Source organism: Streptomyces sp. 7R007 (assembly GCF_054850255.1).
Genome location: NZ_JBTWMV010000008.1, coordinates 200,780 through 223,109 on the forward strand (window position 1 = coordinate 200,780; position 22,330 = coordinate 223,109).

18 protein-coding genes are annotated in these 22,330 nt (G+C 72.0%); 6 read left to right on the forward strand and 12 right to left on the reverse strand.

Annotated elements, in window-relative coordinates:
• Positions 1-82 precede the first annotated feature (82 nt).
• The 3 genes from ACYF6T_RS13645 (at position 83) to ACYF6T_RS13655 (ending at position 3,351) form a co-directional block, all read left to right on the forward strand.
• Complete coding sequence (locus ACYF6T_RS13645; RefSeq protein ID WP_461696265.1) at positions 83-1,804, forward strand: DUF2264 domain-containing protein; 1,722 nt, start codon at positions 83-85, stop codon at positions 1,802-1,804.
• Between the two features lie 282 nt (positions 1,805-2,086).
• Positions 2,087-2,545: a hypothetical protein gene (locus tag ACYF6T_RS13650; RefSeq protein ID WP_461696267.1), complete on the forward strand. Its 459-nt coding sequence runs from the start codon at positions 2,087-2,089 to the stop codon at positions 2,543-2,545.
• Positions 2,542-3,351 carry an isocitrate lyase/PEP mutase family protein gene (locus ACYF6T_RS13655; protein WP_461696268.1) on the forward strand — a complete coding sequence of 270 codons (810 nt, stop codon included), beginning with the start codon at positions 2,542-2,544 and terminating at the stop codon, positions 3,349-3,351. Before ACYF6T_RS13650 ends, ACYF6T_RS13655 begins: the two co-directional genes overlap by 4 nt.
• Here ACYF6T_RS13655 and ACYF6T_RS13660 read toward each other — a convergent pair.
• Both ACYF6T_RS13660 and ACYF6T_RS13665 read right to left on the reverse strand, forming a co-directional pair.
• Entirely contained in the window at positions 3,338-3,919 is a 582-nt protein-coding gene (locus ACYF6T_RS13660) for a TetR/AcrR family transcriptional regulator (protein ID WP_461696269.1), read from the reverse strand. The two genes, ACYF6T_RS13655 and ACYF6T_RS13660, sit on opposite strands and share 14 nt — an antisense overlap.
• 93 nt (positions 3,920-4,012) lie before the next feature.
• On the reverse strand, positions 4,013-4,492 hold the full coding sequence (locus ACYF6T_RS13665) for a hypothetical protein (RefSeq protein WP_461696270.1): 480 nt from the start codon (positions 4,490-4,492) through the stop codon (positions 4,013-4,015).
• An 89-nt stretch (positions 4,493-4,581) separates the two neighbouring features.
• On the opposite strand from ACYF6T_RS13665, the gene ACYF6T_RS13670 reads away from it, so the two are divergent.
• Positions 4,582-5,841 carry an MFS transporter gene (locus ACYF6T_RS13670; RefSeq protein ID WP_461696271.1) on the forward strand — a complete coding sequence of 420 codons (1,260 nt, stop codon included), beginning with the start codon at positions 4,582-4,584 and terminating at the stop codon, positions 5,839-5,841.
• Between the two features lie 40 nt (positions 5,842-5,881).
• Here the strand turns inward: ACYF6T_RS13670 and ACYF6T_RS13675 are convergent, their stop codons facing one another.
• The 10 genes from ACYF6T_RS13675 to ACYF6T_RS13720 form a co-directional block, all read right to left on the reverse strand.
• A complete protein-coding gene (locus ACYF6T_RS13675; RefSeq protein WP_461696272.1) occupies positions 5,882-7,060 on the reverse strand; it encodes an MFS transporter in 1,179 nt (392 codons plus the stop codon).
• Complete coding sequence (locus ACYF6T_RS13680; RefSeq protein WP_461696273.1) at positions 7,057-7,194, reverse strand: hypothetical protein; 138 nt, start codon at positions 7,192-7,194, stop codon at positions 7,057-7,059. Before ACYF6T_RS13680 ends, ACYF6T_RS13675 begins: the two co-directional genes overlap by 4 nt.
• Before the next feature lie 103 nt (positions 7,195-7,297).
• Complete coding sequence (locus ACYF6T_RS13685; protein ID WP_461696274.1) at positions 7,298-8,479, reverse strand: MFS transporter; 1,182 nt, start codon at positions 8,477-8,479, stop codon at positions 7,298-7,300.
• On the reverse strand, positions 8,476-11,346 hold the full coding sequence (locus tag ACYF6T_RS13690) for a glycoside hydrolase family 2 TIM barrel-domain containing protein (RefSeq protein ID WP_461696275.1): 2,871 nt from the start codon (positions 11,344-11,346) through the stop codon (positions 8,476-8,478). Before ACYF6T_RS13690 ends, ACYF6T_RS13685 begins: the two co-directional genes overlap by 4 nt.
• A 27-nt stretch (positions 11,347-11,373) precedes the next feature.
• Entirely contained in the window at positions 11,374-12,249 is an 876-nt protein-coding gene (locus tag ACYF6T_RS13695) for a carbohydrate ABC transporter permease (protein WP_461696276.1), read from the reverse strand.
• Entirely contained in the window at positions 12,246-13,211 is a 966-nt protein-coding gene (locus ACYF6T_RS13700) for a carbohydrate ABC transporter permease (RefSeq protein ID WP_461696277.1), read from the reverse strand. Before ACYF6T_RS13700 ends, ACYF6T_RS13695 begins: the two co-directional genes overlap by 4 nt.
• Before the next feature lie 20 nt (positions 13,212-13,231).
• The gene (locus ACYF6T_RS13705; protein WP_461696278.1) at positions 13,232-14,497 is read right to left on the reverse strand and encodes an ABC transporter substrate-binding protein; all 1,266 of its coding nucleotides are present in this window, start codon (positions 14,495-14,497) and stop codon (positions 13,232-13,234) included.
• Between the two features lie 274 nt (positions 14,498-14,771).
• Positions 14,772-16,613: a glycoside hydrolase gene (locus ACYF6T_RS13710; protein WP_461696279.1), complete on the reverse strand. Its 1,842-nt coding sequence runs from the start codon at positions 16,611-16,613 to the stop codon at positions 14,772-14,774.
• 11 nt (positions 16,614-16,624) lie between these two features.
• Positions 16,625-17,872: an ROK family transcriptional regulator gene (locus tag ACYF6T_RS13715; RefSeq protein ID WP_461696280.1), complete on the reverse strand. Its 1,248-nt coding sequence runs from the start codon at positions 17,870-17,872 to the stop codon at positions 16,625-16,627.
• A 1,162-nt stretch (positions 17,873-19,034) separates the two neighbouring features.
• A complete protein-coding gene (locus tag ACYF6T_RS13720) occupies positions 19,035-20,279 on the reverse strand; it encodes a D-arabinono-1,4-lactone oxidase (RefSeq protein ID WP_461696282.1) in 1,245 nt (414 codons plus the stop codon).
• A 175-nt stretch (positions 20,280-20,454) separates the two neighbouring features.
• Here ACYF6T_RS13720 and ACYF6T_RS13725 point away from each other — a divergent pair, with 175 nt between their 5' ends.
• Together ACYF6T_RS13725 and ACYF6T_RS13730 are read left to right on the forward strand one after the other, a co-directional pair.
• Positions 20,455-21,432, forward strand: coding sequence for a hydroxyacid dehydrogenase (locus ACYF6T_RS13725; RefSeq protein WP_461696363.1), 978 nt, complete (start codon positions 20,455-20,457; stop codon positions 21,430-21,432).
• Positions 21,433-21,621: 189 nt separating this feature from the next.
• A complete protein-coding gene (locus ACYF6T_RS13730) occupies positions 21,622-22,314 on the forward strand; it encodes a pyridoxamine 5'-phosphate oxidase family protein (protein WP_461696283.1) in 693 nt (230 codons plus the stop codon).
• The last annotated feature ends 16 nt before the right edge of the window (positions 22,315-22,330 follow it).

The window sequence follows — 22,330 nt, forward strand, 5'->3', positions numbered from 1 at the left end:
CGAGCCCGCCCCCCGACCCGCCTTCACGAGAACCGTGAAAGAGCCGACGCACGCAAGAGAGCCGACGCACGTGAGAGAGCCGATGCACCTGCCCCCCGAAGACCGCGCCCGCAGCCCGCGCACCGGCTACACGCGCGCCCACTGGGAGGCGGCCGCCGATTCCCTGCTCGCCGCGGTGGAGCCGTACGCCACCGACGAAGGCGCTCTCTACCACTTTCCCGGCGACCGGACGAGCTGGTCCGGTCGCCTCTCGGACGGCCTGGAGGGCTACGCCCGCACACTGCTCCTGGCGGCCTTCCGCCAGGACGAGACCGTCCTCGGCCGCTACGCCGACGGACTCGCGGCCGGCGTCGCCGGCGTCTGGCCCCGTATCGAGGACCGCGGCCAGCCCCTCGTCGAGGCCGCGTCGATCGCCCTGGCGCTGCGTCTGACGCGTCCCCTGCTGTGGGACCGGCTCGACGACGACGTCCGGCACCGGGCGGCGGCCTGGCTCGGCGACGCGCTCACCGCGGAACCCTGGCCCTGCAACTGGGAGTTGTTCCCGGTGACGGTGGGCGGATTCCTCGACGACATCGGTTACGAGCGCGACGTCGCCCGCAAGGCGGTCGACCGCGGCCTGGAGCGCATCGAGCGATGGTACGTCGCCGACGGCTGGTACACCGACGGCGACGGCCGCAAGTTCGACTACTACAACGGCTGGGCGATGCACCTCTACCCCGTGCTGCACGCCTGGCTCGCGCACGACACGCGGCTGCTCGACCTCTACGGCACCCGACTCGAACGCCATCTCGCCGACTACGCCCGCCTGTTCGGCGGCGACGGCGCCCCCGTGCACCAGGGCCGGTCGCTCACCTACCGCTTCGCCACCACGGCCCCGCTGTGGCTGGGCGCCCTGTGCGGCCGTACGCCGCTCCCGCCCGGGGAGACCAGGCGGCTGGCGTCCGGCGCGCTGAAGTACTTCCTCGACCGGGGCGCGGTGGACGAGCACGGCCTGCTCACCCTCGGCTGGCACGGCCCCGACTCCACGGTCCTGCAGGGCTATTCGGGGCCCGCGTCCCCTTACTGGGCGAGCAAGGGCTTCCTCGGCCTGCTGCTCCCGCCCGGCCACCCGGTGTGGACGGCCGCCGAGGAGCCGGGCCCGGCGGAGCGCGCGGACGCCCTGACGCCGGTCGCCGCCCCCAACTGGCTGCTTCAGTCCACCCGTTGCGACGGCCTGGTGCGCCTGCACAACCACGGCAGCGAGGACGTCCGCTACGACCCGTACTACACGCGGCTCGCCTACTCGACGGTGACGCGGCCCTCTTCGTCGTACGACAACAGCGTGTTCGTCGGCGGAGACCCCGGCCGCACCGGCATCGAGCCCCTCGGGGTGGGCGACGGCTGGGTGGCCTCCCGGCACACGGCGGCCGGCGGCGCACGCGTGACGAGCGTGGTGTTGGCGCACGGGGCGGTGGAGGTGCGGGCGCATCTGGTGTCGGGGGCCGCGCCCGGGACGCCGGTGCGGGTGTCGGGCTGGACGGCCGGGGACGGCGTGCGCGCCGAACTCGTTCCCGTGAGCGGTCTGGACGACGAACTCGCCGGTCGGACGGGCGACGGGGAGAGCCTGTTCGTCGCCCTGGCGCGGCTCACCGCCGAAACGGATCCGGCGCCGCTCGCTGAGTCGGCGGACGTGGCGCTGGGCGGGGAGGGGGAGTTGACCGCCCGTTTCACCGAGGGACCCGAGGTGCGGGTGCGGATCGCGGACGGCGCGGTCGAGGTGCGCGGGCCGGAGGCGGGGCCGAGCGCTCAGGCCAGCGAGGCATAGGCGTGGCCCGGCGACGAGGTGAGCGAAGCCAGACGTGGCGCGGCGATCGAGCCGGGAAGGACGAACACCGGCTCGATCGCCGCCGGAAGGGCCGCCTCAGGGCGTGAGGCGGGTGATCCGCAGGGGCGTCGACGCCGGTGACGCATCCGTGAGCCCCGTCGCATACGTGAGCGTGACCGGGACGTACGCGGACACGCCGTTGCGGAACCGCCGTGGCAACCCCGCGGCCGGCGTACGGACACTTCGGCCGGCGCCGAAACGATCCGTGTCTAGCGTGGACGCATGACCGAACGCCCGCAGGAAACCCCCGCCCAAGCCGTCACCGGCATGGTCGACCACGTCCTCGCCCTGGCCGCCACCTGGACCGCCTGGGACGGGAAACCGGCGCACGTCGACGACCGCGTCCACACCCCGCACAAGGCGATCCGACGCGTCGCCGACCACCTGGTGGACCACCTGGCGGAGCTGGAGGCCCGTCTCGCGGGCGAGGAGCCCCAGCCGGACCAGTGGCACGCGTCGGCCCTGACCAGCGAGGCCGATCTCGCGCCGTTCACCGGGGCGGACCTCGAGGAGGCCCGCAGCCGGCTCACCCGCCTCGCGCGCATCTGGGCCAACCGCCTCGACGCGCTCACCGACGAACAGCTCGACGCCTCCCCCGGCGAGGGCTGGAGCTTCCGTGAACTCGCCCTGCACCTCAAGGGATCCACGTACTACGCCGACGCGCTCGGAGCGCTTTCGTGAGTGTCTTCGCCGGCCTTCACCGCGAGGGCGAGCCCCTGCTGCTGCCCAACGCCTGGGACCACGCCTCGGCGTCGGCGCTGGCCGCGCGCGGGTTCCGGGCCGTCGCCACGACGAGCCTGGGTGTCGCGGCGGCCGCCGGCCTGCCCGACGGCGCCGCGGCGACCCGCGAGGAGACCCTGCGGCTCGCCCGGGTCCTGGGCGGCGTACGGCGGTCGGGCGGGCAGGCACCGGCCGCCCAGCCGTTGCTGCTGTCGGTCGACGCGGAAGGCGGATTCAGCGACGATCCCGACGAGGTGGCGGAGGCGGCGCGGGAACTGGCCGCCGCCGGCGCCGTCGGCATCAACCTGGAGGACGGACTCGGACCGGTGGAGCGGCACGCCGCGAAGATCGCCGCCGTGAAGGCCGCCGTGCCGGGCCTCTTCGTCAACGCCCGCACCGACACGTACTGGTTGGGCGACGGCGAGGGCACGGCGGACCGCCTGGACGCCTACCGACAGGCGGGCGCGGACGGCGTGTTCGTGCCCGGCCTGACCGAACCGGCCGCGATCGCCGACCTGGTGAGGCACCTCGACGTCCCCCTCAACATCCTCTACTCGCCCGCCGGTCCCACCGTCTCCCACCTCGCCGACCTCGGCGTGCGCCGCGTCAGCCTCGGTTCGCTGCTCTACCGGCGCGCCCTGGGCGCGGCCCTGGAGGCGGCCGAGGACGTCCGGGCGGGCCGGACACCGCGGGGCGCCATGCCGTCGTACGAGGACGTGGCGGCCCTGGGACGCCCGGTGCCCGCGGAGCCGATCAGCCGGCGCTGACCTCCCGGGGCCAGTTCTGCAGCAGCACGTGCAGCGCGTCGACGGCCTTGTCCCACGACTCGCGCACGTCACGCGGGGCGCCGAACCCGCCGTTGGACTCCAGGGCGCAGTAACCGTGGAAGGCCGCGCGCAGCAGGCGTACGGCGTCGGTGAGGTCGGGTTCCGCGAGGCCGTAGGCGCGCAGCATGGCGTAGGTGATCTCGGCGGTGCGGGCGAAGACGGGGGAGTCGGCGACCAGGGCCTGGTCGACGCGGATCTGCGTGGCGGCGTACCGCCCGGGCCGTTCCAGGGCGTACGCGCGGTAGGCGCCGGCGAACGCGACGAGCGCGTCCTTGCCCGCCCGTCCGGCCACGGCCGCGGCGATACGGTCGATCATCTCGGCGCCGGCGTACAGCGCCAGCCGCGTCCGCAGGTCCTGGATGTTGCGGACGTGCGAGTACAGACTCGCGTCCTTCACCCCGAAGCGCCGGGCCAGCGCGGACAGGGAGACGTTCTCGAAACCGACCTCGTCGGCGAGGTCGGCGGCGGCCGCGACGATGCGGTCGGGGGTGAGGCCTGCGCGAGGCATGGGCGAACCTCCGAGAACGGAAACCTAGGGGGCTTAGGAAATATACCGGCCCCGGCGTGCACGCAGGCCCGTGCGGGAGGCACGCGCCCCGGCTCAGCTCCGCCGCTCGCGGCGCGCCCGGTGCGTCCCGTGCACGGTGTCGAGTGCGCCGACCGCCGCGCGCACGTGTCCCGGGTCCCCGCCGGTTCCGCTGCCGGCGCAGACCCACACCACGGTGTCGTCGCGGTGGTCCAGATGCATGCCGAGACCGTGTTCCTCGCACACCGGCCAGGCGCGCCACAGGCACTCGGTGAGCGTGTCCTGCGCCGCCTCGGCCACGGCGGCGAGCGCGGTGTCCGCAGCCCCGGACCCCCACACGTTGTTGCCCCACCAGTGGCCGTTGGGAAGAGCGACGTAGACGTGCTCCACCTCGTCCTCCTCCTCCCAGCCGGGCAACGCCAGCAGACGCAACGGCCCGTGGTCCGGAAGCGTCGCGGCCACGTCCCGGTTGACCAGGGCCAGCGCCTCCTCCCACGCGGGGTGTTCGCCGGGCTGGACCCGGCGCGGGGTGGGGTGATCGAACGGTGTGTACATGGGGACCATCCTGCACCCCCGCACGGAAACGGGCGTGAGAATTGTCCGCCGGCAACCGTAGGGTGACCGGGGGTTCGGGAGGAGCGTGGGTGTCGTCTGAGACGGACAGGTGCGGTGGTCGTGCGCGTGACGCCGCGGCCGGCGGCGGGCGGCCGCTGTGGCGGCAGCGGGACTTCGGGGTGTTCTGGGGCGCGCAGACGCTTTCCGTGCTCGGCGACTCCTTCGCGCTGATCGCCCTGCCCCTGCTGGTGCTCCAGGCCACGGGGTCCGTCGCGCGGATGGGGCTGCTGACGGCCGTGGGCGGGGCCGCGGCGGTCGTCGCGGGGGTGTTCGCCGGAGTGGTGGTGGACCGTGCCGATCGGCGCAGGCTGCTGATCGGCTGCGACCTCGTGCGGATGGTGTTGTACGGGGCGATTCCGCTGGCGTGGCTGTTCGGCCCGCAGATCTGGCTGCTGTACGTGGTGCTGCCGCTGTGCGAGGCCGTCGGTGTGCTCTTCTCCGTCGGCTATGTGACCGTCGTGCGCAGCCTGGTCGGCACCGGGCAACTGACCGAGGCCAACGGGCGGTTGAACGCGACGGCCGCTGCGGCCGGGGTGCTGGGGCCGTTGTGGGCGGGCGTGGTCGCCGGGTGGGCGGGGCCGGCCGCCGCGGTGGGCGTGGACGCGGTCAGCTTCGGTGTCTCGGCGTCGTGTCTGCTGCTCGTGCGCTTCCGTGCCCGTCCGGCCGATGCGGACGGGTCCTCGCCCGGGCGTTCCGGGCTGTGGCGGGACCTGCGGGCCGGGATCTCCTTCCTCGGCGGGCATCGGGTGCTGCGTACCCTCACCGCCCTCCTCTTCGTCTTCAGTTTCCTCACCTTCGGCCTGAACGACCTGGTCATCTACCACGTCAAGCACGACCTCGGGCACGACGACCGCACCGTGGGCACGGTCATGGGGCTCGGCGCGCTCGGTACGATCACCGGCGCCCTGCTCGTCGCGCGGATTCGCCGCCGGCTCGGCTTCGGACGGGCCTGGACCGGTGCCGTCGCGCTGTGCGGGCTGGCGTTCGCGGGGCTCGGCTGGGCGCGCGGTGTTCCCGAAGTGGCCGCCCTGAGCGCCGTTTTCCTGGCCTGCGGCTCCATCGCCGGCACCTGCTCGATGTCCCTGCGCCAGGAGGTGACGCCGGAACCCCTGCTGGGCCGCGTCACCTCGGCCTTCTGGACCCTGCACTACTCCGCGGCTCCGATCGGCGCGGCCGTCCTCACCTGGGCGGCGGAACGCAACGGCACCGCACCGATCGCGCTCGCCGCCGGATCCGCCTGCGTGGCGATCGCGGCCGTCGCCCTGCTCACGCCGATCCGATCAGCGTGACGGGAAGGGAGGATGACGGCGCGTCAGAAACCGACAGCCGTCACCAGCCTTCACTCCCTTCAGGCACCGCCACCCACCGCCCCAGCACCGCCGCTCCCACCCCCGCCAGGATCAGCGCCGCCAGCGCCGTCCGCAGGCTCGTCGTGCCGGCGAGCAGGCCGACCGCCGGGCCCGCGAGGAGGAAACCCGGCCACTGGCCGATGGTGATGACGGAGACGCCCTCGCCGGCCGGCACGCCGGGCTGGCGGCCGGCCAGGGCGATCGCCGTGGGCAGGACACAGGCGATGCCCAGGCCGACGACGACGAAGCCGGCGAGGGCGGTCCACAGCGCGGGGCGGACGATGACGAGCGCCGCGCCCAGGGCCAGGGCCAGGAGGGAGAGGCGGAGGAAGCGGCTGCGGCCCAGCCGGGACACACAGCGGTCGCCCAGCAGCCGCCCGGCCAGGATCGCCACCGAGAACGACGTGTACGTCGCCGCCCCCAGCGCCGCCCCCTCGTCGAGGTAGTCGGCCGTGTACACCGAACTCCACTGCGACGCCGCTCCCTCGGTGAAGGAGCCCAGGAACGCGATGGACGCCAGGAGGAGGAGCTGGGGAGTGAAGCGGTCCTTCAGCGGGCGGCGTTGCTCCCGGCGAGCGGGTGCCTCGCGGGGCAGGCGTGCGCCGAGGACGGCCAGAAGGGTCCCCAACAGGGCGCTGCTCAGCGCCATTTGCGTGCCGGGGGTCATGCCCGTCGCCGCGGCCAGCGTGCCGAGTGCGCCTCCGGCCAGGACCCCGCAGCTGTAGCAGGCGTGGAAGCCCGACATCAGCGGGCCGCCGTGGGCGCGTTCCACCGCGACGGCCAGCGCGTTGACCGGCGTGGCCAGGAAGGTCGCGCCCACGCCCCACGCCGTCAGCCCCAGGACCAGAGCCGGAACGGTCGACGCGTACGCCAGCACCGGCGCGTTGAGCAGGACGACCGCGGCGCCCGCGAGTGCCAGGGGCCGCGTGCTCACCCGGCCGATCAGGACGGTGACCAGGACGATGGCGACGAGGTCGCCGGCCGCCGACGAACTGCTCAACAGGCCCCAGCGGGCGGTGTCCACGCCGACCTGGTCCCGGATCGCCGGGATACGGGCCATCCAACCGCCCTGCGTGCCGCCGAGGATGACGAACACCAGGCCCACGGCCAGGCGCGTGCGTAAGTCGGACGACGATCCCTTGGTGGTCGTGGCCGTCATCCGTTCACCCCCGTGTAGTGGTTCAGGCTCCAGCGCCGCAGGAGCCGGGCGCCCGGATGGGCCGGCACCCCGAGCAGCGGCGAGATGTCGAGGCGCGTGATGCGCCACGCGGTCCGGACGGCATGCACAGGCATCAGCCTCCTTGTAGCGGGGTGCGCCGGCACAGGAACCGGGTGGGCGGGAACAGCGGCACCGCCCACCCGGCCTGTATCGCCAAGTGCCGTGGCGCGGCGGATCTCAATGCCGCCGGTCACTCGGCGACCTCCGGGTGAGGGGGATCAGCCCTACGGTGGCCGCGAGCGAGGCGGCGGACAGCGCGGTGAGCAGCCAGGGAACCGCGTGGATGCCCGACGCCTCGATGCCCACGCCCAGCAGGGGCGGCGCCGCCACGCCACCGATCATCGACGCGGCGATGACCCAGGCACCGGCGCGCCTCGCCTGGGGAAGCGCCCTGTTCAGCCAGGGCAGTCCGGTCGGGAACACCGGCGCGATGAACAGTCCGACACCCGCGTACGCCACGGGTGCCACTCCTTTCACCAGCGTCAGCAGGAGGCACACCGTCATCCCGGCGGCGCAGATCGTCAGGATGCGCTCGGGGGAGTGCCTCAGGGTGATCGGTACGACGAGGAAGCGGCCCGCCGTCATCATCAGCCAGTACAGGGAGGTCGCCGAGGCGGCCGCGGTCGCGCCGTAGCCGACGGTCTCCAGGTGGGTGGGTTCCCAGCCGCCGACGCCCGCCTCGACGGCGACGTTGAGGATGTAGAGGACGAGGAAGCCGACGAGGACGCGGGAGACTCCGAGGGAGGCGGACGAGGGCGGCTCCGCCGAAGCGTCCGTCCGGGTCGTCCGTACGCCCTTCGTGCACAGGCTCAGTACGGCCGCGAGCGCTGCGCACGCCCCGAAGGCGTACGGGTAGCGGTCCGGGCCCAGCCAGGCCACCAGTGCCGGGCCCAGCACGGCGCCGATGCCGAAGTGCGCGTTGAGGACGTTGAGCATCGCCGTGGAGCGGTTACCGAAACCCGCCGCGAACAGCTGGTTGAGGCCGTAGTCGATGCCGCCGAAGCCGAGCCCGCCGAGGAAGGCGGCCGCCAGCGCGAGGGGCCAGTTCGGGGCCAGCGCGAAGCCCGCGCCGCCGAGCGCCATCAGGCCGTAACTCGAAGCCAGCAGCCTTCTGTTGCTGATGCGGGAGTGGATCGCGTTGAAGGCGAGGACGCCCGCGACGCCACCCGTGAAGTGCAGGCTCAGGCCGAGGCCGGCGCCCGCCGGGGACAGGCCGAACTCCTCGCGCAGACCGGGCACGGCGGGCCCGTACAGCGCCTGCAGCGTGCCGATGAGGATGAATCCCACGCAGGACGCGACCGCGGCCGGACGGGTGAAGAGCCGTCCGGCCGCGGAAGTCCTCAGGACCGTTTCAGTCAACTGATCTCCGAGAAGACGAAGGAGAACTCCGCGGGCGCCGCCCGCAGGAAGTACTGCGGCAGCGGGCCCGGGCCGCAGGACTGCGAGCCGATGCCGTGCTGGCCGTGGTCGAGGTTGACCCACACGGTGTCGCCCGGCGTGAGGTCGGTCAGATGCGCCGCCGCCTCCAGCTGCTCGGTCGTCCAGCGCCGGGCGCTGAGGGAGAACGCCGGATCGCCCTCGATCCGCAGCCCGCCGAGCTGCGCCCAACGGACGTCGGCGCGCGCGCCGTTCTCCTGCGGGCGCACGTACGGGGTCTGCAGCGCGTCGACGGTGGACTCCCAACGCCCGATCCGCGAGGCCGCCTTCGTGTCCGGGTATGCCTCGCCGGGGCCGCCCCCGAACCACTTCACGACGTCTGCCTGCGCGAGACCGAACCGGACGCCGAGCCGCGGCAGCGGCACGCTCCACTCGCCCTCGGGCGTCACGGCCACCGTCAGCTTCAGCCGGGTGCCGTCGGACGTCCAGCGGTACACGGTGGCCAGGCCGAACTCCCAGGCGGCGGGCGCCACCCGGGTGCGCACCGTGAGCGCGTCCTCGCTGAACTCCACCGCGTCCAGGCGGTGTTGCATGCGGTGCAGGCCGAACTTGCGCCACAGCAGGCCGAACCGGGTGTCCGTCTGCCACTCCGCGCCGTCGTCGTTGTCGGTGGGCGCCCGCCACACGTCCAGGCGCAGCCCGGCCACGCCGACGCCGCCGATCGCCCGCAGCGCGCCGGTGCGGGCGTCGAAGAAGGCCGGACCGAGGGTGATCACCCACTCGCCGGGCACGGGCGCGGCGGTCGCGGCGACGGAGGGCGAGGGGCCCGCGGCCACCGGGAACTGTCCCCACGCCACCTCGTGGCCCTTCGGCGCCCAGGCGGTGTCGGCCGCCAGCAGCGCCCGTACGGTCCACTGCGTCTCGGCGCCCTCGATGTCGGCGGGCGGCTCCGGCAGCTTCACCTCGGCCGACTCGCCGGGCGCCAGCGGCGGCACCGACAGCGTGCCCGCCTCCACCGTCTCGCCCTCCACCTGGTACGACCAGGCGAACGTGAGCGCCGACAGGTCGGCGAAGTCGTACCGGTTCGTCACCCGGACGGTGCCGTCGGAGCCGTCGCCGTCGATGCGGACCGGCTCGATGACCTTCTTGTACTCGAGCAGACCGGGGGAGGGCCGGCGGTCGGGGAACAGCAGGCCGTCGCAGACGAAGTTGCCGTCGTGCAGCTCCTCGCCGAAGTCGCCGCCGTACGCGAAGCCGTAGCGGTCGTCCTTGATGCCGTGGTCGATCCACTCCCAGATGAAGCCGCCCTGGAGCCGGTCGTACGCCTCGAACAGCCGCTGGTAGTCGGCGATCCCGCCGGGGCCGTTGCCCATGGCGTGCCCGTACTCGCACAGGATGAAGGGCAGTTGACGCCGCTTGTGGGTGCCGCCGTCCAGCTTCCGGCCGATGCTCTCGACCTCGGCGTGGAAGGCGTACATGCGCGAGTACATGTCCGTGTCACGGCAGTCGATGTCGCCTTCGTAGTGCACGAGCCGGGAGGGGTCCCGGTCGTGGATCCACTCGGCCATCGCGGTCAGACCGCGCCCGGTGCCGGCCTCGTTGCCCAGGGACCAGACGACGACGGAGGGGTGGTTCTTGTCGCGCTCGACCATGCGGGCCGCGCGGTCGAGCAGCGCCGGGGTCCAGCGGTCGTCGTCCACGGGGTTGTCACGCCACGCCTGCTCGACGAAACCGTGCGTCTCCAGGTCGCACTCGTCGATCACCCACAGGCCCAGCTCGTCGCAGAGGTCGAGGAAGGCCGGGTGCGGCGGGTAGTGCGAGGTGCGCACGGCGTTGATGTTGTGCCGCTTCATCAGCAGCACGTCCTCGCGCATGGTCGCCGGGTCCAGGGCGCGGCCCCGCTCCGGGTGCCACTCGTGACGGTTGACGCCCTTGAAGAGCAGCGGCTTTCCGTTGACCTTGATCAGGCCGTCGTCCAGGACGACGGTACGGAAACCGATGCGCAGGGGGATGCGCTCGCCCTCGGTGGCGAGGACACCGTCGTAGAGCGTCGGCACCTCTGCCGACCACGGCCGGACCGGTACCGTGACCGTTTCCCCCGTGGCGACATCGATGTCCAGGGCGGGCACGGTCACCCGCCCGTCGACGTCGGAGTCGACCCGCAGGGTGCCCTCGCCCGTGACGTGGTCGTAGGAGGCGTGCACGAAGAAGTCGAGGGCGCTGCCCGCCGGGCGGTGCAGCAGCGTCACGTCACGGAAGATGCCGGGCAGCCACCACTGGTCCTGGTCCTCCAGGTAGGAGCCCGCCGACCACTGGTGCACGCGCACCGCGAGCACGTTCCCGGCCGGTTTCAGCAGCTGGCCGACCGCGAACTCGTGCGGCAGCCGGGAGCCCTTGAACTCGCCGATGTCCGTGCCGTTCAGCCAGACCCGGGCGCAGGACTCGACCCCGTCGAACCGCAGCACGGCGCCGCCCTCGGCGAGGTCGGGCCAGTCCGCCGGCAGGTCGAAGACGCGCAGGTGGTCGCCGGTGGGGTTGTCGGTCGGGACGCGGGGCGGGTCGACCGGGAAGGGGTAGAGGTGGTTGGTGTAGACGGGGGAGCCGTGCCCCTGCAGCACCCAGTGGCCGGGGACCGTCACCTCGGCCCACGCCCCGGCGTCGTAGCCCTCCTCGGCGAAGGAGTCGTCCTGCGCGTCGGCCCTCGCCGACAGTCTGAAACGCCAACTGCCGTTCAGCGACAGCGACCTGGCGTCCGAGGAGGCGTACCAGGCCCGGGGCGGCAGCGCCCCGGAACCCGGCGAGACGTCCTCGACGTAATCGAGGCTGGGGGAGGTCGTGCGGAAAGACATCGGTCTCCAGATCGTGAGAGGACGGCGTCAGCCCTTGATGCCGGTCTGCGCGATCCCCTGCACCAGCCAGCGCTGGAGGAAGAGGAAGACGAACAGCAAGGGCAGGATGGAAATGGCGGTCGCCATGAAGATGAGGTGGTAGTTGACGGTCTGGTTGGTCATGTACGACGACAGGGCGACCTGGACCGTCCAGGCGCTGGGGTCCTGGCCGATGACCAGCGGCCACAGGAACGAGTTCCAGCCGTTGATGAAGGTGATCGTCGCGATCGCCGCGAAGAAGTTCAGCGAGTTGGGCACGACGACGCGCCAGTACGCGCCCCAGTAACCGAGCCCGTCCACGCGCGCCGCCTCCTCCAGCTCCTTGGGGAACCCCAGGAAGTACTGCCGGAAGAGGAAGCACGTGAAACCACTGAACAGGCCCGGAATGATCAGACCGCGGTAACTGTCCACCCAGCCGAGGGAGGAGACCAGCACGAAACTGGGGACGAAGGTGACGGCCGTGGGGACCATCAGGGTGAACAGGACCCCGTAGAAGATCTTGTTGGCGTGCTTGTAGGGGATGCGGGCCAGGCCGTAGCCGGCCAGGGAGCACACGAACAGGATGCCGGTGGTGTGCAGGATCGCCACGATCAGCGAGTTCACCATCGACTGGCCGAAGTCGACCGTCACGTCGTGGAACGGCTCGGTGATGTTGCCCCACTGGATGTCGGTGGGGAAGAACTTCCAGCTCTCGCCGGTGATCTCCGGATCGGTGGAGAGGGCGTTGCGGATCAGGACGTAGAACGGGACGAGGAACAGGACGGCGGCGATGCTGGTGGCCACGTAGAGGCCGGTCGAGCTCATCACCGAGCCGCCGCGCCTGCTCCGGCGCGGCTTGCCGGCCTCGGGTGCGGTCGCGGTCACTTGGACTCGTCCCCCCTTCCGAATCCCATGATCTTGCCCTGGAACAGGGTCACGATGCAGATCAGCGCGGTCAGCACCACGGCGCCGGCGCTGCCCTTGCCGTAGTTCTGGTCCTGGCCCAGCGCCGTGTAGTACAGGTCGACGAGCGGGGGGCGGCCCCAGGTGGTCTTCGACAGCAGGTTGAAGAACTCGTCGAACGCCTGGTAGGCGGCCACCAGCAGCAGCAGGATCACGGCCGTGGAGGTGGCGCGCAGCTGCGGCAGCGTGATGTACCGGAAGGTCTGCCAGCCGCGCTTGGCGCCGTCGATGGCGGCGGCCTCGTACAGCTCCTGCGGGATGTTCTGCAGCGCCGCGAGGAAGAGGATCATGTAGAAGCCGGACTGCAGCCACAGGCGCGCGGTGACGATGACCAGCCAGTACCACGGCGGGTCGGGGTTGGCGAGCCAGGCGATGTTGTCGACCCCGAACCATCCGAGGACGGTGTTCGCCAGGCCGAAGCGGACCCCGTTGAACAGGGACATCTTCCAGATCAGCGAGGCGGCGACGTAGCTGCACGCCGTCGGCAGGAAGAACACCGAGCGGTAGAACGCCCGCATGAACCTGAGCCGGTTCACCAGCAGCGCCAGGCCCAGCGAGACCGCCCAGGTGGTGGGGACGATGAAGGCGGCGAAGACCGTGAAGGTGACCAGCGAACCGGTGAAACCGGTGTCCGAAAGGATCTCCCGGTAGTTGCCCAGCCCGACGAAGTCGCTGGGCGTGACGGTGAAGCGCGCCTCGAAGAAGCTGAGGTAGATGCTCCAGCCGATGGGCACGTAGACGAAGACGATCAGTCCGATGAGGAACGGACTGGTGAAGAGCCAGAAGTTGAACGTGCGGTTGCCCCGCCATCCCCGCCGCGGCCGGGCCTGCTGGGCCTGGGCCGGGGCGGGGCTCGCGAGGCCACGCGTGGTGGTCGTCGACATGGTGTGATCCGTCCGGCTGCTTATCCGAACAGCTTCTTCAGCTCGGCGTTGACCGTCTTGTCGCACTTGTCGAGTGCGGCCTCCGGGTCACCGCCCTTGCGCACGCAGTCGGCGAACACGTTCTCCGTGGCGGTGATCATCGCCTGGGTCCAGCCGATGTTGTCGAAGTGGCCGTACTCGTTGAAGAGCTTCACGCCCTCCGCGGGCAGGCCCGACTTCAGCTTGGTGGCGGACTGGGCGATGGAGGTGCGCGGCGGGATGTGGAAGCCGTACGACGTGGCCCAGTCCTCCTGGTACTTCTTCTGGTCGATCCACAGCCACTTCACGTACTCCTTGGCCGCGTCGACGTTCTTGCCCTTGGCGTTGACGAACATCGACCAGCCGCCGTTGTAGACCGAGGGCTTGCCGGCGTCGCCGACCTTCGGGAACGGCATGACGCCGATGTCGTCGCCGAGCGTCTGCTGGAACTGCGGCATGGCCCACATCCCGCAGAACTGGATGGCGCACAGGCCCTGGTTGAGGGCGGAGGGGTCCCAGTAGTCGGCCGGGGCGTCCAGCAGCAGGTGCCCGCTGGTGAACAGCTTGCGCATCTGCTTCAGGCCCTCGACGACGGCGGGCGTGTGGTAGGCGATCTCGTTCTTGTCGTCGAGGGTGTCCGCGCCGGCCGACCAGATCAGCGGGGTGATCACCGCGTGCAGGTCGTTGCCCAGGAACAGGCCCTTGACCTTGCTCGTGGTGAGCTTGGCGGCGGCCTCGATCAGCTCGTCCAGGGTGGTCGGCGGGTCGATGTTCGCCTTCTCCAGCAGGGACTTGCGGTAGAAGAAGAACTGCGGGTCGTCGATCATGCGGACGCCGTATATCTTCCCGTCGACCGTGTGCGAGGCGATGTCCGCCTGGTTGAAGTCGTCCTTGACCGGCTCGATGATGTCGGTCAGGTCCGCCACCTGACCGCTCTTGACGAGCTGGATCTGCGGGTGGAACTCGAACACGTCGGGCGCCTGCTTGGTGAGCAGCGCGGCGAAGAGCTTGCTCTCGAAGTTCGAGCCGGTGATCCACTGCGTGCTCACGTCGGCCTTGCCGTACGCCTTCGCGTACCGCTTGATGGCCTGCTCGGTCCCGGCCTCGCCGTAGGCGTGGAAGTACTGCACGAGCTGCTTGCCCGAACCCGACCCGCCCCCGCGCCCGTTGTTGCTGCCGCACGCGGCCAGCGTGCCGGCGGCGGCCATGCCGGCGGCCGCGCGGAAGAGAGACCGGCGGGAGAGGTTGCTGTTGCTCGATGCCGACATGTTGACGTCCTTGTCTCTAGTGCGGCTGCGAATGCGGCTGCGGCTCCACGGCTTCAGCGCCACGTGGCTCGAATTGCGTTGCGGTGCCGGACGTTAACCTTCGGCTAAGGCTTCGGCAAGGGGTTGGACGAAGTCTGCACGAAGCGTTGTCCGCGGTTCGGAATGACGAACGCCCGGGCGGTGCACAGGAGATGAGGGCCGCCGGGTCAGGGGGCCGGCGGCCCTCGGCCAAGGGGGCCTTCCGCGGGGAGCCCGCGGCGGATCTCCTACGGCGTCACAGCCTGCTCCACGCCTCGTTCGCACCGCCGTTGCAGCTGTACAGGATCACCTTGCTGCCGTCGGCGGTCGCCTGCCCGCTGACGTCCAGGCACTTCCCCGACGCCTCGCTGACGATCTGCCCGTTGGCGTTCAGCAGCCAGCGCTGACCGGCGTCACCGGTGAACTGCGCCGTGGTCGTCAGCCCCGAACTCCCGGCCGTCAGATACCCGTCGGCGCCCTTCAGCGTGCCCTTCGCGTCGTACGACCACGCCTGCTCGTCGCCACCCGTGCACGTGCTGATCGCGGCACCGGAAGCACTCGCGGTCAGGCACTTGCCGGACTGTTTGCCCCGCAGCGCGCCCGTCACGGCCGAACTGCCGTGCCCCTTCTGGTCGAAGACGTACGTCGTGACCGAGCGGGCCGCGAGCGTCGCGGACACCGTGCCGTCGCTCACCGCCGGCTTCGCCACCCGTGCCCAGTCCTCGGTCGCCGACGTGCGCACCGCCTGCCGGGCGTGCACCGGCGCCTCGCTGTTGAAGTGCAGACTCAGCGGCGTGTCCGTGGAGTTGTGGTTGTTGACCACGACCACCCAGGTGCCGTCCCGGTCGTAGGCCGACACCTCCACGCCGTCCGGTGCCCCGGTCACGTTGTGCGCGACCGAGCCCGGCCTGACGAACTTGCTGTACTGGCCGAGCGCGTAGTACCGCTTGGTGAAGTACAACTGCTGGTTGCCGTCGGTCGCGTAGTCGGGGTCGTAGTAGATCAGGCCGTCGTTCCAGCCGGCGTCGTTCCTCGTGTACGGGTCGCTGCCGTAGCCGCTGGCGAGGGCCACCCACCACTGGAAAGCCGAGTCGTGTGCCGTCGCGAAGTCCTTGTAGATGATCCGCGACATCAGCAGGGCGTTGTCGATGGTCGGGTCGTACTCCTGGTTCCAGCCCGTCGAGCCCTTGCCGAAGCAGCAGATCTCACTCGCCCAGGGGGTCTTGCCGACGGACTTCGACGTCTCGTAGACCTGGGCGAGCCGGCCGTCGTCGGGGTTGTCGTAGGTGTGGTGGGCGAGCCGCGACACGTACGGGGCGGTGCCGGGCTGCGCGATCCACTGGGGGAGTTCGGAGACGAACTGCGTCGTCTGGCTCGACTCGTCCGCCATGATGGTCGTCTTCTGGTGCCGGGCCCGCTGCTCGGCGCCCAGCGCCCGCACGATGTCGTCGCGTTGGTCGACGGTGACCTTCATGCCCTCCTGACCGCACGAGCCGAAGTCGTTGTCCGGCTCGTTGAAGGGGCTGATGTAGTCCAGCCGGACGCCCTGGCGGGCGAAGTGGTTGGTGACGTCGGCGACGTACCGGGCGTAGTCCGTCTCGTTCTCCGCCTTCAACTGCCCGCCGCAGCTCTGCCCGTTGGTCGTCCACTGGGCGGGCGCGCTGTTGACGAAGCCGATCAGGTCCTCGACGCCGTACCTCGCGGCGTACTTCAGGAACGTCCGGCCGCCCTTGTCCCGGCTCCAGTCGTAGGAGCCGTCGGCGTTCAGGAAGTCCTCCGCGGCGCGCGCCGGGGTGGTGACCGCGACGCCTCCGCCGCCGATGTTGTAGCGGTAGGAGCTGAGGTCCAGTCCCTGCTCCGAGAAGAGCAACTTCGCGACCCTGGCCTGCACCTGGGGCTTGAAGTGCTGCAGGTCGTTGACCCACCAGGCACCGGACGCGCCGATGTCGTCGATGGTCTGGGCCGCGTGCGGGGACACCTCGGCAGCGGCCGGCGCGGCGGAGGCGGTGGGGGCGGAGGCGAGAGGGCCCGCGACGGCGAGCGCGGCCGCGGCGGCAAGCAGGAGGGGTCTTCTGTGGCGGGGGTGAGTCACGTGCATCCCTTCCGTCGTCATGAAGGTGGTGCGGTACGGCTCCTTGCGGGGGTGGTGCGCTTGGCGGTGGTGCGCTGGCCGACCGACTGCAACGCGCCTTCCAGCGCGAACGTGGCCGCGCCCAGGCACACCGGGTCGCTGGGGATCGAGGAGAGGACGATCTCGGTGGCGGCCATCGGCCGCGGCAGCGCGTGCCGGGCGACGGCCTCGCGTACCTCGGCGACCAGGGGCTCGCCGAGGGCGGCCGCGACCCAGCTGCTGAGCACGACCACTTCGGGGTTGACCAGGTTGACCAGGTTCGCGATGCCGGCGCCGAGGTAACGGACCGTGTCCCGCAGCACCTTGACTGCCACGGGGTCGTCACTGCGGACCCCCTCGGCCAGCGCGGCGATGGTGGCCGTCTGGTCCTCCGGGTGCAGCAGCGGGCTGTCGGGGCTCAACTCCCGCAGGGTGAGCATGATTCCGGACGCGCCGGTGTACGCCTCGACGCAGCCGTGCTTGCCGCACCGGCAGAGCCGGCCGTCCAGGACGATGGTGGTGTGGCCCCACTCGCCGGCGCTGTTGCTGACGCCCCGGTACAGCCCGCCGCCCAGGACGAGTCCGGCGCCCACGCCCGTGCCGAGGTTGACCAGCACGGCGTCCTCGTGTCCGCGGATCGCGCCGAACCAGAGTTCGGCCACCGCGCTGGCCCGCAGCGGGTTGTCCAGGTACAGCGGATAGGCGATGACCTCGGACAGCAGGTCCATGAGCGGTACGTCGTGCCAGTCCCAGTTGGGCGCGTACTCCGAGACGCCGGTGCTGCGGTCGACCTGGCCCGGCACGCTCACCCCGACGCCGAGCACCCGCGCGCCCTCGACGCCGGCCTGCGCGACCAACGCGCCGACGGCCGCGGCGACATGGCCGACGACCTGCTCGGGACGGTTCTCGCCGGGGCGCATGTCCTCGTCGGCGCGGGCGAGCACGTTCAGCGCGAGGTCGAACAGCTCGACGTGCACGTACGTCTCCGCGATGTCGACGCCGATCAGGGCGCCGCCGGAGGCGTTGACCGCGACGAGACCGCGCGGGCGGCCGCCCGCCGAGTCCTCGAAGCCGACCTCCGTGATCATCCGGAGGTCGAGCAGTTCGCCGACGAGTGTGGCGACGGTGGCGAGGCTGAGGCCGGTCGCGGCCGCGAGCTCCTGCCGGGAGGTGGGAGACTGGGCGATGATCTGGCGCAGCACCTCGTAGCGGTTCGCGGTGCGGATGTCACGTGATGTGCGCTTCACCGGGTTGCCCCCGTCCCTTCACTCAGGCCGACCGGGCACGACGTCACCGGCGCGGCGCAAATCTATGGCCTGCGGAGACTTTCGACAAGGGGTTAGGAAAGGGGGTTGAGAAAGTCCCCCGAAGACCACGACGAACGAGCCGGAGCCCAACGGAACCTGGGCCGGAGGCGGACGTACGAACCGGCCGGAGGCCGGACGGCGCTGACTCAAAGGTCGGGCGAGGCTGAGCCGGAGACCGGACGGACGCTGAGTCGGAGCTCTGGCGGAAACGCAGGCGGAGGTCGCACGGAAACTCAAGCCGAGGGGTGATCGGGGCCCGGGCCGAGGCCGGCGGGGAAACTGCGCGCGAGGCCGATCGGGGCGCTGGCGCGCGGTCGGCCGGGGTGCTGGTTCGAGCCTCGATCGGGATGCTGGTTCGAGGTGGGCCAAGGGAACTGGCATGAGGTCGATCGGGGAACTAGCGCGAGGTCGGCCGGGGGCTGGCGTGAGGTCGATTGGGATGCTGGCCCGAGGTCGGCTGGGGAGCTGGCGCGAGGTCGATCGTGAAGCTGGTGCCAGGCCGCCCCGGATTCGGGCCTGGCGTCGGCCGGGGCCAGGCCCGAGGTGGCCGGGAGCCAGACCCGAGGGCGCCCCGAACCCGGCCCCGCGTCGCCCTGTTCCCCGCCCGAGGTCGCTCCGGATCTCAGCCCGGCGTCGCCCCGGATTCCGGGCCGAGGCCGGCCGGGAGCTAGGCCGGAGGTCGCCCCGGATCCCCGCCCGCGTCGCCTGGGAATCCGGCCTGGCGTCGGCCGGAGGTCAGGCCCGAGGTCGGCCGGCAGCTAGGCCGGAGGTCGCCCCGAACCCGGCCCCGCGTCGCCCGGGAACCCGGACCGGCGTCGGTCGGGGGTCAGGCCCGACGTGGCCCCGGGTCCCGGACCGGCGTGGTCCCGGGTCCTGGCCCGGCGTCGCCCCGGATTCCGGGCCGAGGTCGGCCGGGAGCTAGGCCGGAGGGCGCCCCGAACCCGGCCCCGGGTCGCCCGGGAACCCGGACCGGCGTTGGTCGGGGGTCAGGCCGGAGGGCGCCCCGGGTCCCGGACCGGCGTGGCCCCGGGTCCCGGGCCGGCGTCGTCCCGGGGCCCGGGCCGAGGGCGGCCCGGGACCCAGCCCCGCGTCGGCCCGGCAGTCAGTTGTTCAGCACCGTCCGTACGAAGGCGTTGGTGAACTTGCCCGTCGGGTCCAGTGTTTGGGTCAGTGTCCGGAAGTCGTGCAGTCGTGGATACCGTTCCCGCAACACCGCGGGCGCGGTCGTGAAGACCTTCCCCCAGTGCGGCCGTGCCTCGAACCCGTCGAGGGCCTCCTCCACCCGCCGCACCACCGGCAGCACCGCCTCGGTGTCCTCGACCCAGGTGAAGTGCACCGCGACGGTGTCCCGCCCGTACGCCGGACTCAGCCACTGCGCGTCCGCGGCCACCGTCCGCACCTCACAGGTCTGCAGCACGGGCGCGACCGTTTCCCGTACGGCGTCCAACGCGTGCAGCGCGTCCAGCGCGTACCGGCGCGGCAGCAGGTACTCCGACTGCAGCTCCGCACCGCTGCTCGGCGTGAACTCGGCCCGGAAGTGCGGCAGCCGCTCGTGCCAGGGCCCGGGCACCCCGAACTGCTCGGTGCAGTTGACCGCCGGCATCCCCGGCACCGGATGCAGCTTCTCGGTGGCCGGCGCGGCCCACGGGAAGTCGGGCAGCGGCTGGTCGGTGCGCCGCTTCAGCCACACCTGCCGAAAGCCCGGCGCCCGCCAGTCGGTGAACAGGCTCACGCTGTACGCCGCCGCCGCGACCGCCTCGAAGTCCAGCCCGTCGAGGGGCAGTTCGGTGAACAGGTGCTGCTCGACCCGGTACGACGGCTCCAGGTCGAGGACGAGGGCGGTGACGACCCCGAGCGCGCCCAGCGAGGTGACGGCGCCGTCGAAACGGGCGTCGCCCCGGGCGATCCGTACGAGCGAACCGTCCGCCGTGACGATCTCGACCTCGCGCACCGCCGACGCGAGCGAGCCGTTGGCCACCCCCGAACCGTGCGTGCCGGTGGCGACCGAGCCGGCCACCGAGATGTGCGGCAGGGACGCCATGTTGGCCAGCGCGAGCCCCTGCGCGTCCACCGCGCGGGCCAGCTCCGCGTACCGCACCCCGCCCGCGACCCGCACCGTACGGGCCGCGGTGTCCACGTCGATCGCGGGCGGCAGGCCGGCGATCGACAGCAGGACGCCCTCCGGACCCGGCTCGGCGATCTCGTTGAACGAATGTCCGCTGCCCAGCACCCGCACCGCCGCCGCCCCGGCCACCAGGGCGCTGACCGCGTCGAGCGAGTACGGCCGGTGCACCTCCTTGGCGCTGTAGGTGATGTTGCCCGCCCAGTTGGTGATGGTCTGCGTCATTCCGGTCGTCCCTCTCGCGGTCTGCGTGTGCGTCGACCTTCTCATTCGAGGGCACGGTGTTGTAGACAGCGGTTTCCGCACCGTATTCGACACCGCTTCCGACACGGTTTCCCCGTGGCCCGACGGGAAGGTCAGTGCATTGCCCGAGCGTGAGCGTCCCCAGGCGCTGTTCGCCATGACCGCCGAGAACGTTCCGCAGCTCTTCCCGCCGGAGCTCCTCGCACGGCTGCGTGCGTCCGTGCGGATCGACCCCGCCCTGGTCGCCCAGGACCTCGCCGACCCCGGCCTCCGGGAGATCCTCGCCCGCACCGAGATCCTCGTCACCGGCTGGGGCTGCCCGCGCCTGGACGCTGACGTCCTGGACGCCGCGCCGAACCTCCGGGCGGTCCTGCACTCCGCCGGTTCGGTCAAGGGCTTCGTCACGCCCGAGCTGTGGCGCCGCGGCATCGCCGTCTCCTCGGCCGCCGCCGCCAACGCCGTCCCGGTGGCCGAGTACACGCTCGCCATGATCCTGCTCGCCGGCAAGGACGTCTTCGCCAGCCGGGAGCGGATGCGCGCCGAGCGCACCTCCCCGGGCTGGGGCGTCGTCCCCGGCATCGGCAACCTCGGCATCCGGGTCGGCATCGTCGGCGCCTCCCGGATCGGCCGCCGGGTCATCGAGCTGCTGCGCCCCTTCGACCTGCGGGCCGCCCTCAGCGACCCGTACGTCGACGAAGCCGGGGCCGCCGCACTCGGCGTCCCCCTGCTGCCGCTCGACGAGCTGCTGCGCACCTCGCGGATCGTGAGCCTGCACGCCCCCGAGACGCCGGAGACGCGTCATCTCGTCGGCCGCCGCGAGCTCGCCCTCATGCCCGACGGGGCGGTGCTGATCAACACCGCGCGCGGGGGGCTCGTCGACCATGACGCCCTCGTCGGCGAACTGCGCACCGGGCGCCTGACCGCGATCCTCGACGTCACCGACCCCGAGCCGCTGCCCGCCGACTCGCCCCTGTACGACCTGCCGGGGGCCTTCCTCACCCCCCACCTCGCCGGCTCCCAGGGCAACGAGCTCGCCCGGCTCGGTGCGGTGGTGGCCGAGGAGGCGGAGCGGCTGGTGGCGGGGGAGGAGCTGGCGTACGCCGTTGATCCGAGCACGCTGGCGCGGGTCGCGTAGGGGGCGGGGGGTGGGTGAGGTGGCGGGTGCGGGTCGAGTGTGGTGGCCCGCGCGGTTCCCCGCGCCCCGAGAGGGCGTCACCGGCTCCGGCGTGGCGGTGGTGCGCATTTCGTCGATCAGCGACCCTGTTTCCACCGTCTCGGTAATTTCCATCGCCGTTACCTGCCGATATCGATAGTCTCCGCCCTCATGGACCACACCCCTGTCCCCGCACCCGGCCCCCTCCCCGCCACCCTCCCCGACACCGGCCTCACCCGGCATCGCCGCCTGCGTGAGCAGGGCAGTACCCGGCGTGCCGATCTGGACGCGATCCTCGACGCCGGGTTCGTCTGTCATCTGGGCGTGGTCGTCGACGGGCGGCCGCTGGTCGTGCCGACCGTCTACGGGCGCGACGAGCGCCGGCTCTACCTGCACGGTTCCGTCGCCAGCCGTAGCCTGGCCGGCTCCACCCCCGTCTGCGTCACCGTCACCCACGTCGACGGCCTGGTCCTGGCCCGCTCGGTCTTCGAGCACGGCGTCAACTACCGCAGCGCGATGATCCACGGCCAGGCCCGCAAGGTCACCGACCCGGACGAGAAGCTGGCGGGCCTGCGCCTGCTGACCGAACACGCGGCGCCCGGCCAGTGGTCGTACGCCCGCCTGCCCGACCGCAGGGAACTCGCCGCCACCACCCTGCTCGCCGTCTCCCTCGAAGAGGCCTCCGTCAAGATCCGCGCCGGCGCCCCCGACGACGGCGACGGCCCCGACGCCGAGCTCGGCCTGTGGGCCGGCGTCCTGCCGCTGACCTCCGCCTGGGGCGCCCTCGTGCCCGACCCCGCGCTGCCCCCGGACACTCCCGTACCCGGGCACCTCGCACGCCGTGAGGGGACCCGGCACGGCTGACGCGCGGGCGAGGGCA

Excerpts from the sequence above, each read along its gene's own strand:
- ACYF6T_RS13660 (WP_461696269.1), bottom strand. The coding sequence starts at position 3,919 with ATGCCTCGCGCAGGCCTCACCCCCGACCGCATCGTCGCGGCCGCCGCC.
- ACYF6T_RS13730 (WP_461696283.1), top strand. The coding sequence starts at position 21,622 with ATGGACCACACCCCTGTCCCCGCACCCGGCCCCCTCCCCGCCACCCTC.
- ACYF6T_RS13675 (WP_461696272.1), bottom strand. The coding sequence starts at position 7,060 with ATGACGGCCACGACCACCAAGGGATCGTCGTCCGACTTACGCACGCGC.
- ACYF6T_RS13690 (WP_461696275.1), bottom strand. The coding sequence starts at position 11,346 with ATGTCTTTCCGCACGACCTCCCCCAGCCTCGATTACGTCGAGGACGTC.
- ACYF6T_RS13645 (WP_461696265.1), top strand. The coding sequence starts at position 83 with ATGCACCTGCCCCCCGAAGACCGCGCCCGCAGCCCGCGCACCGGCTAC.
- ACYF6T_RS13650 (WP_461696267.1), top strand. The coding sequence starts at position 2,087 with ATGACCGAACGCCCGCAGGAAACCCCCGCCCAAGCCGTCACCGGCATG.
- ACYF6T_RS13665 (WP_461696270.1), bottom strand. The coding sequence starts at position 4,492 with ATGTACACACCGTTCGATCACCCCACCCCGCGCCGGGTCCAGCCCGGC.
- ACYF6T_RS13710 (WP_461696279.1), bottom strand. The coding sequence starts at position 16,613 with ATGCACGTGACTCACCCCCGCCACAGAAGACCCCTCCTGCTTGCCGCC.
- ACYF6T_RS13720 (WP_461696282.1), bottom strand. The coding sequence starts at position 20,279 with ATGACGCAGACCATCACCAACTGGGCGGGCAACATCACCTACAGCGCC.
- ACYF6T_RS13700 (WP_461696277.1), bottom strand. The coding sequence starts at position 13,211 with ATGTCGACGACCACCACGCGTGGCCTCGCGAGCCCCGCCCCGGCCCAG.
- ACYF6T_RS13705 (WP_461696278.1), bottom strand. The coding sequence starts at position 14,497 with ATGTCGGCATCGAGCAACAGCAACCTCTCCCGCCGGTCTCTCTTCCGC.
- ACYF6T_RS13725 (WP_461696363.1), top strand. The coding sequence starts at position 20,455 with ATGACCGCCGAGAACGTTCCGCAGCTCTTCCCGCCGGAGCTCCTCGCA.
- ACYF6T_RS13680 (WP_461696273.1), bottom strand. The coding sequence starts at position 7,194 with ATGCCTGTGCATGCCGTCCGGACCGCGTGGCGCATCACGCGCCTCGAC.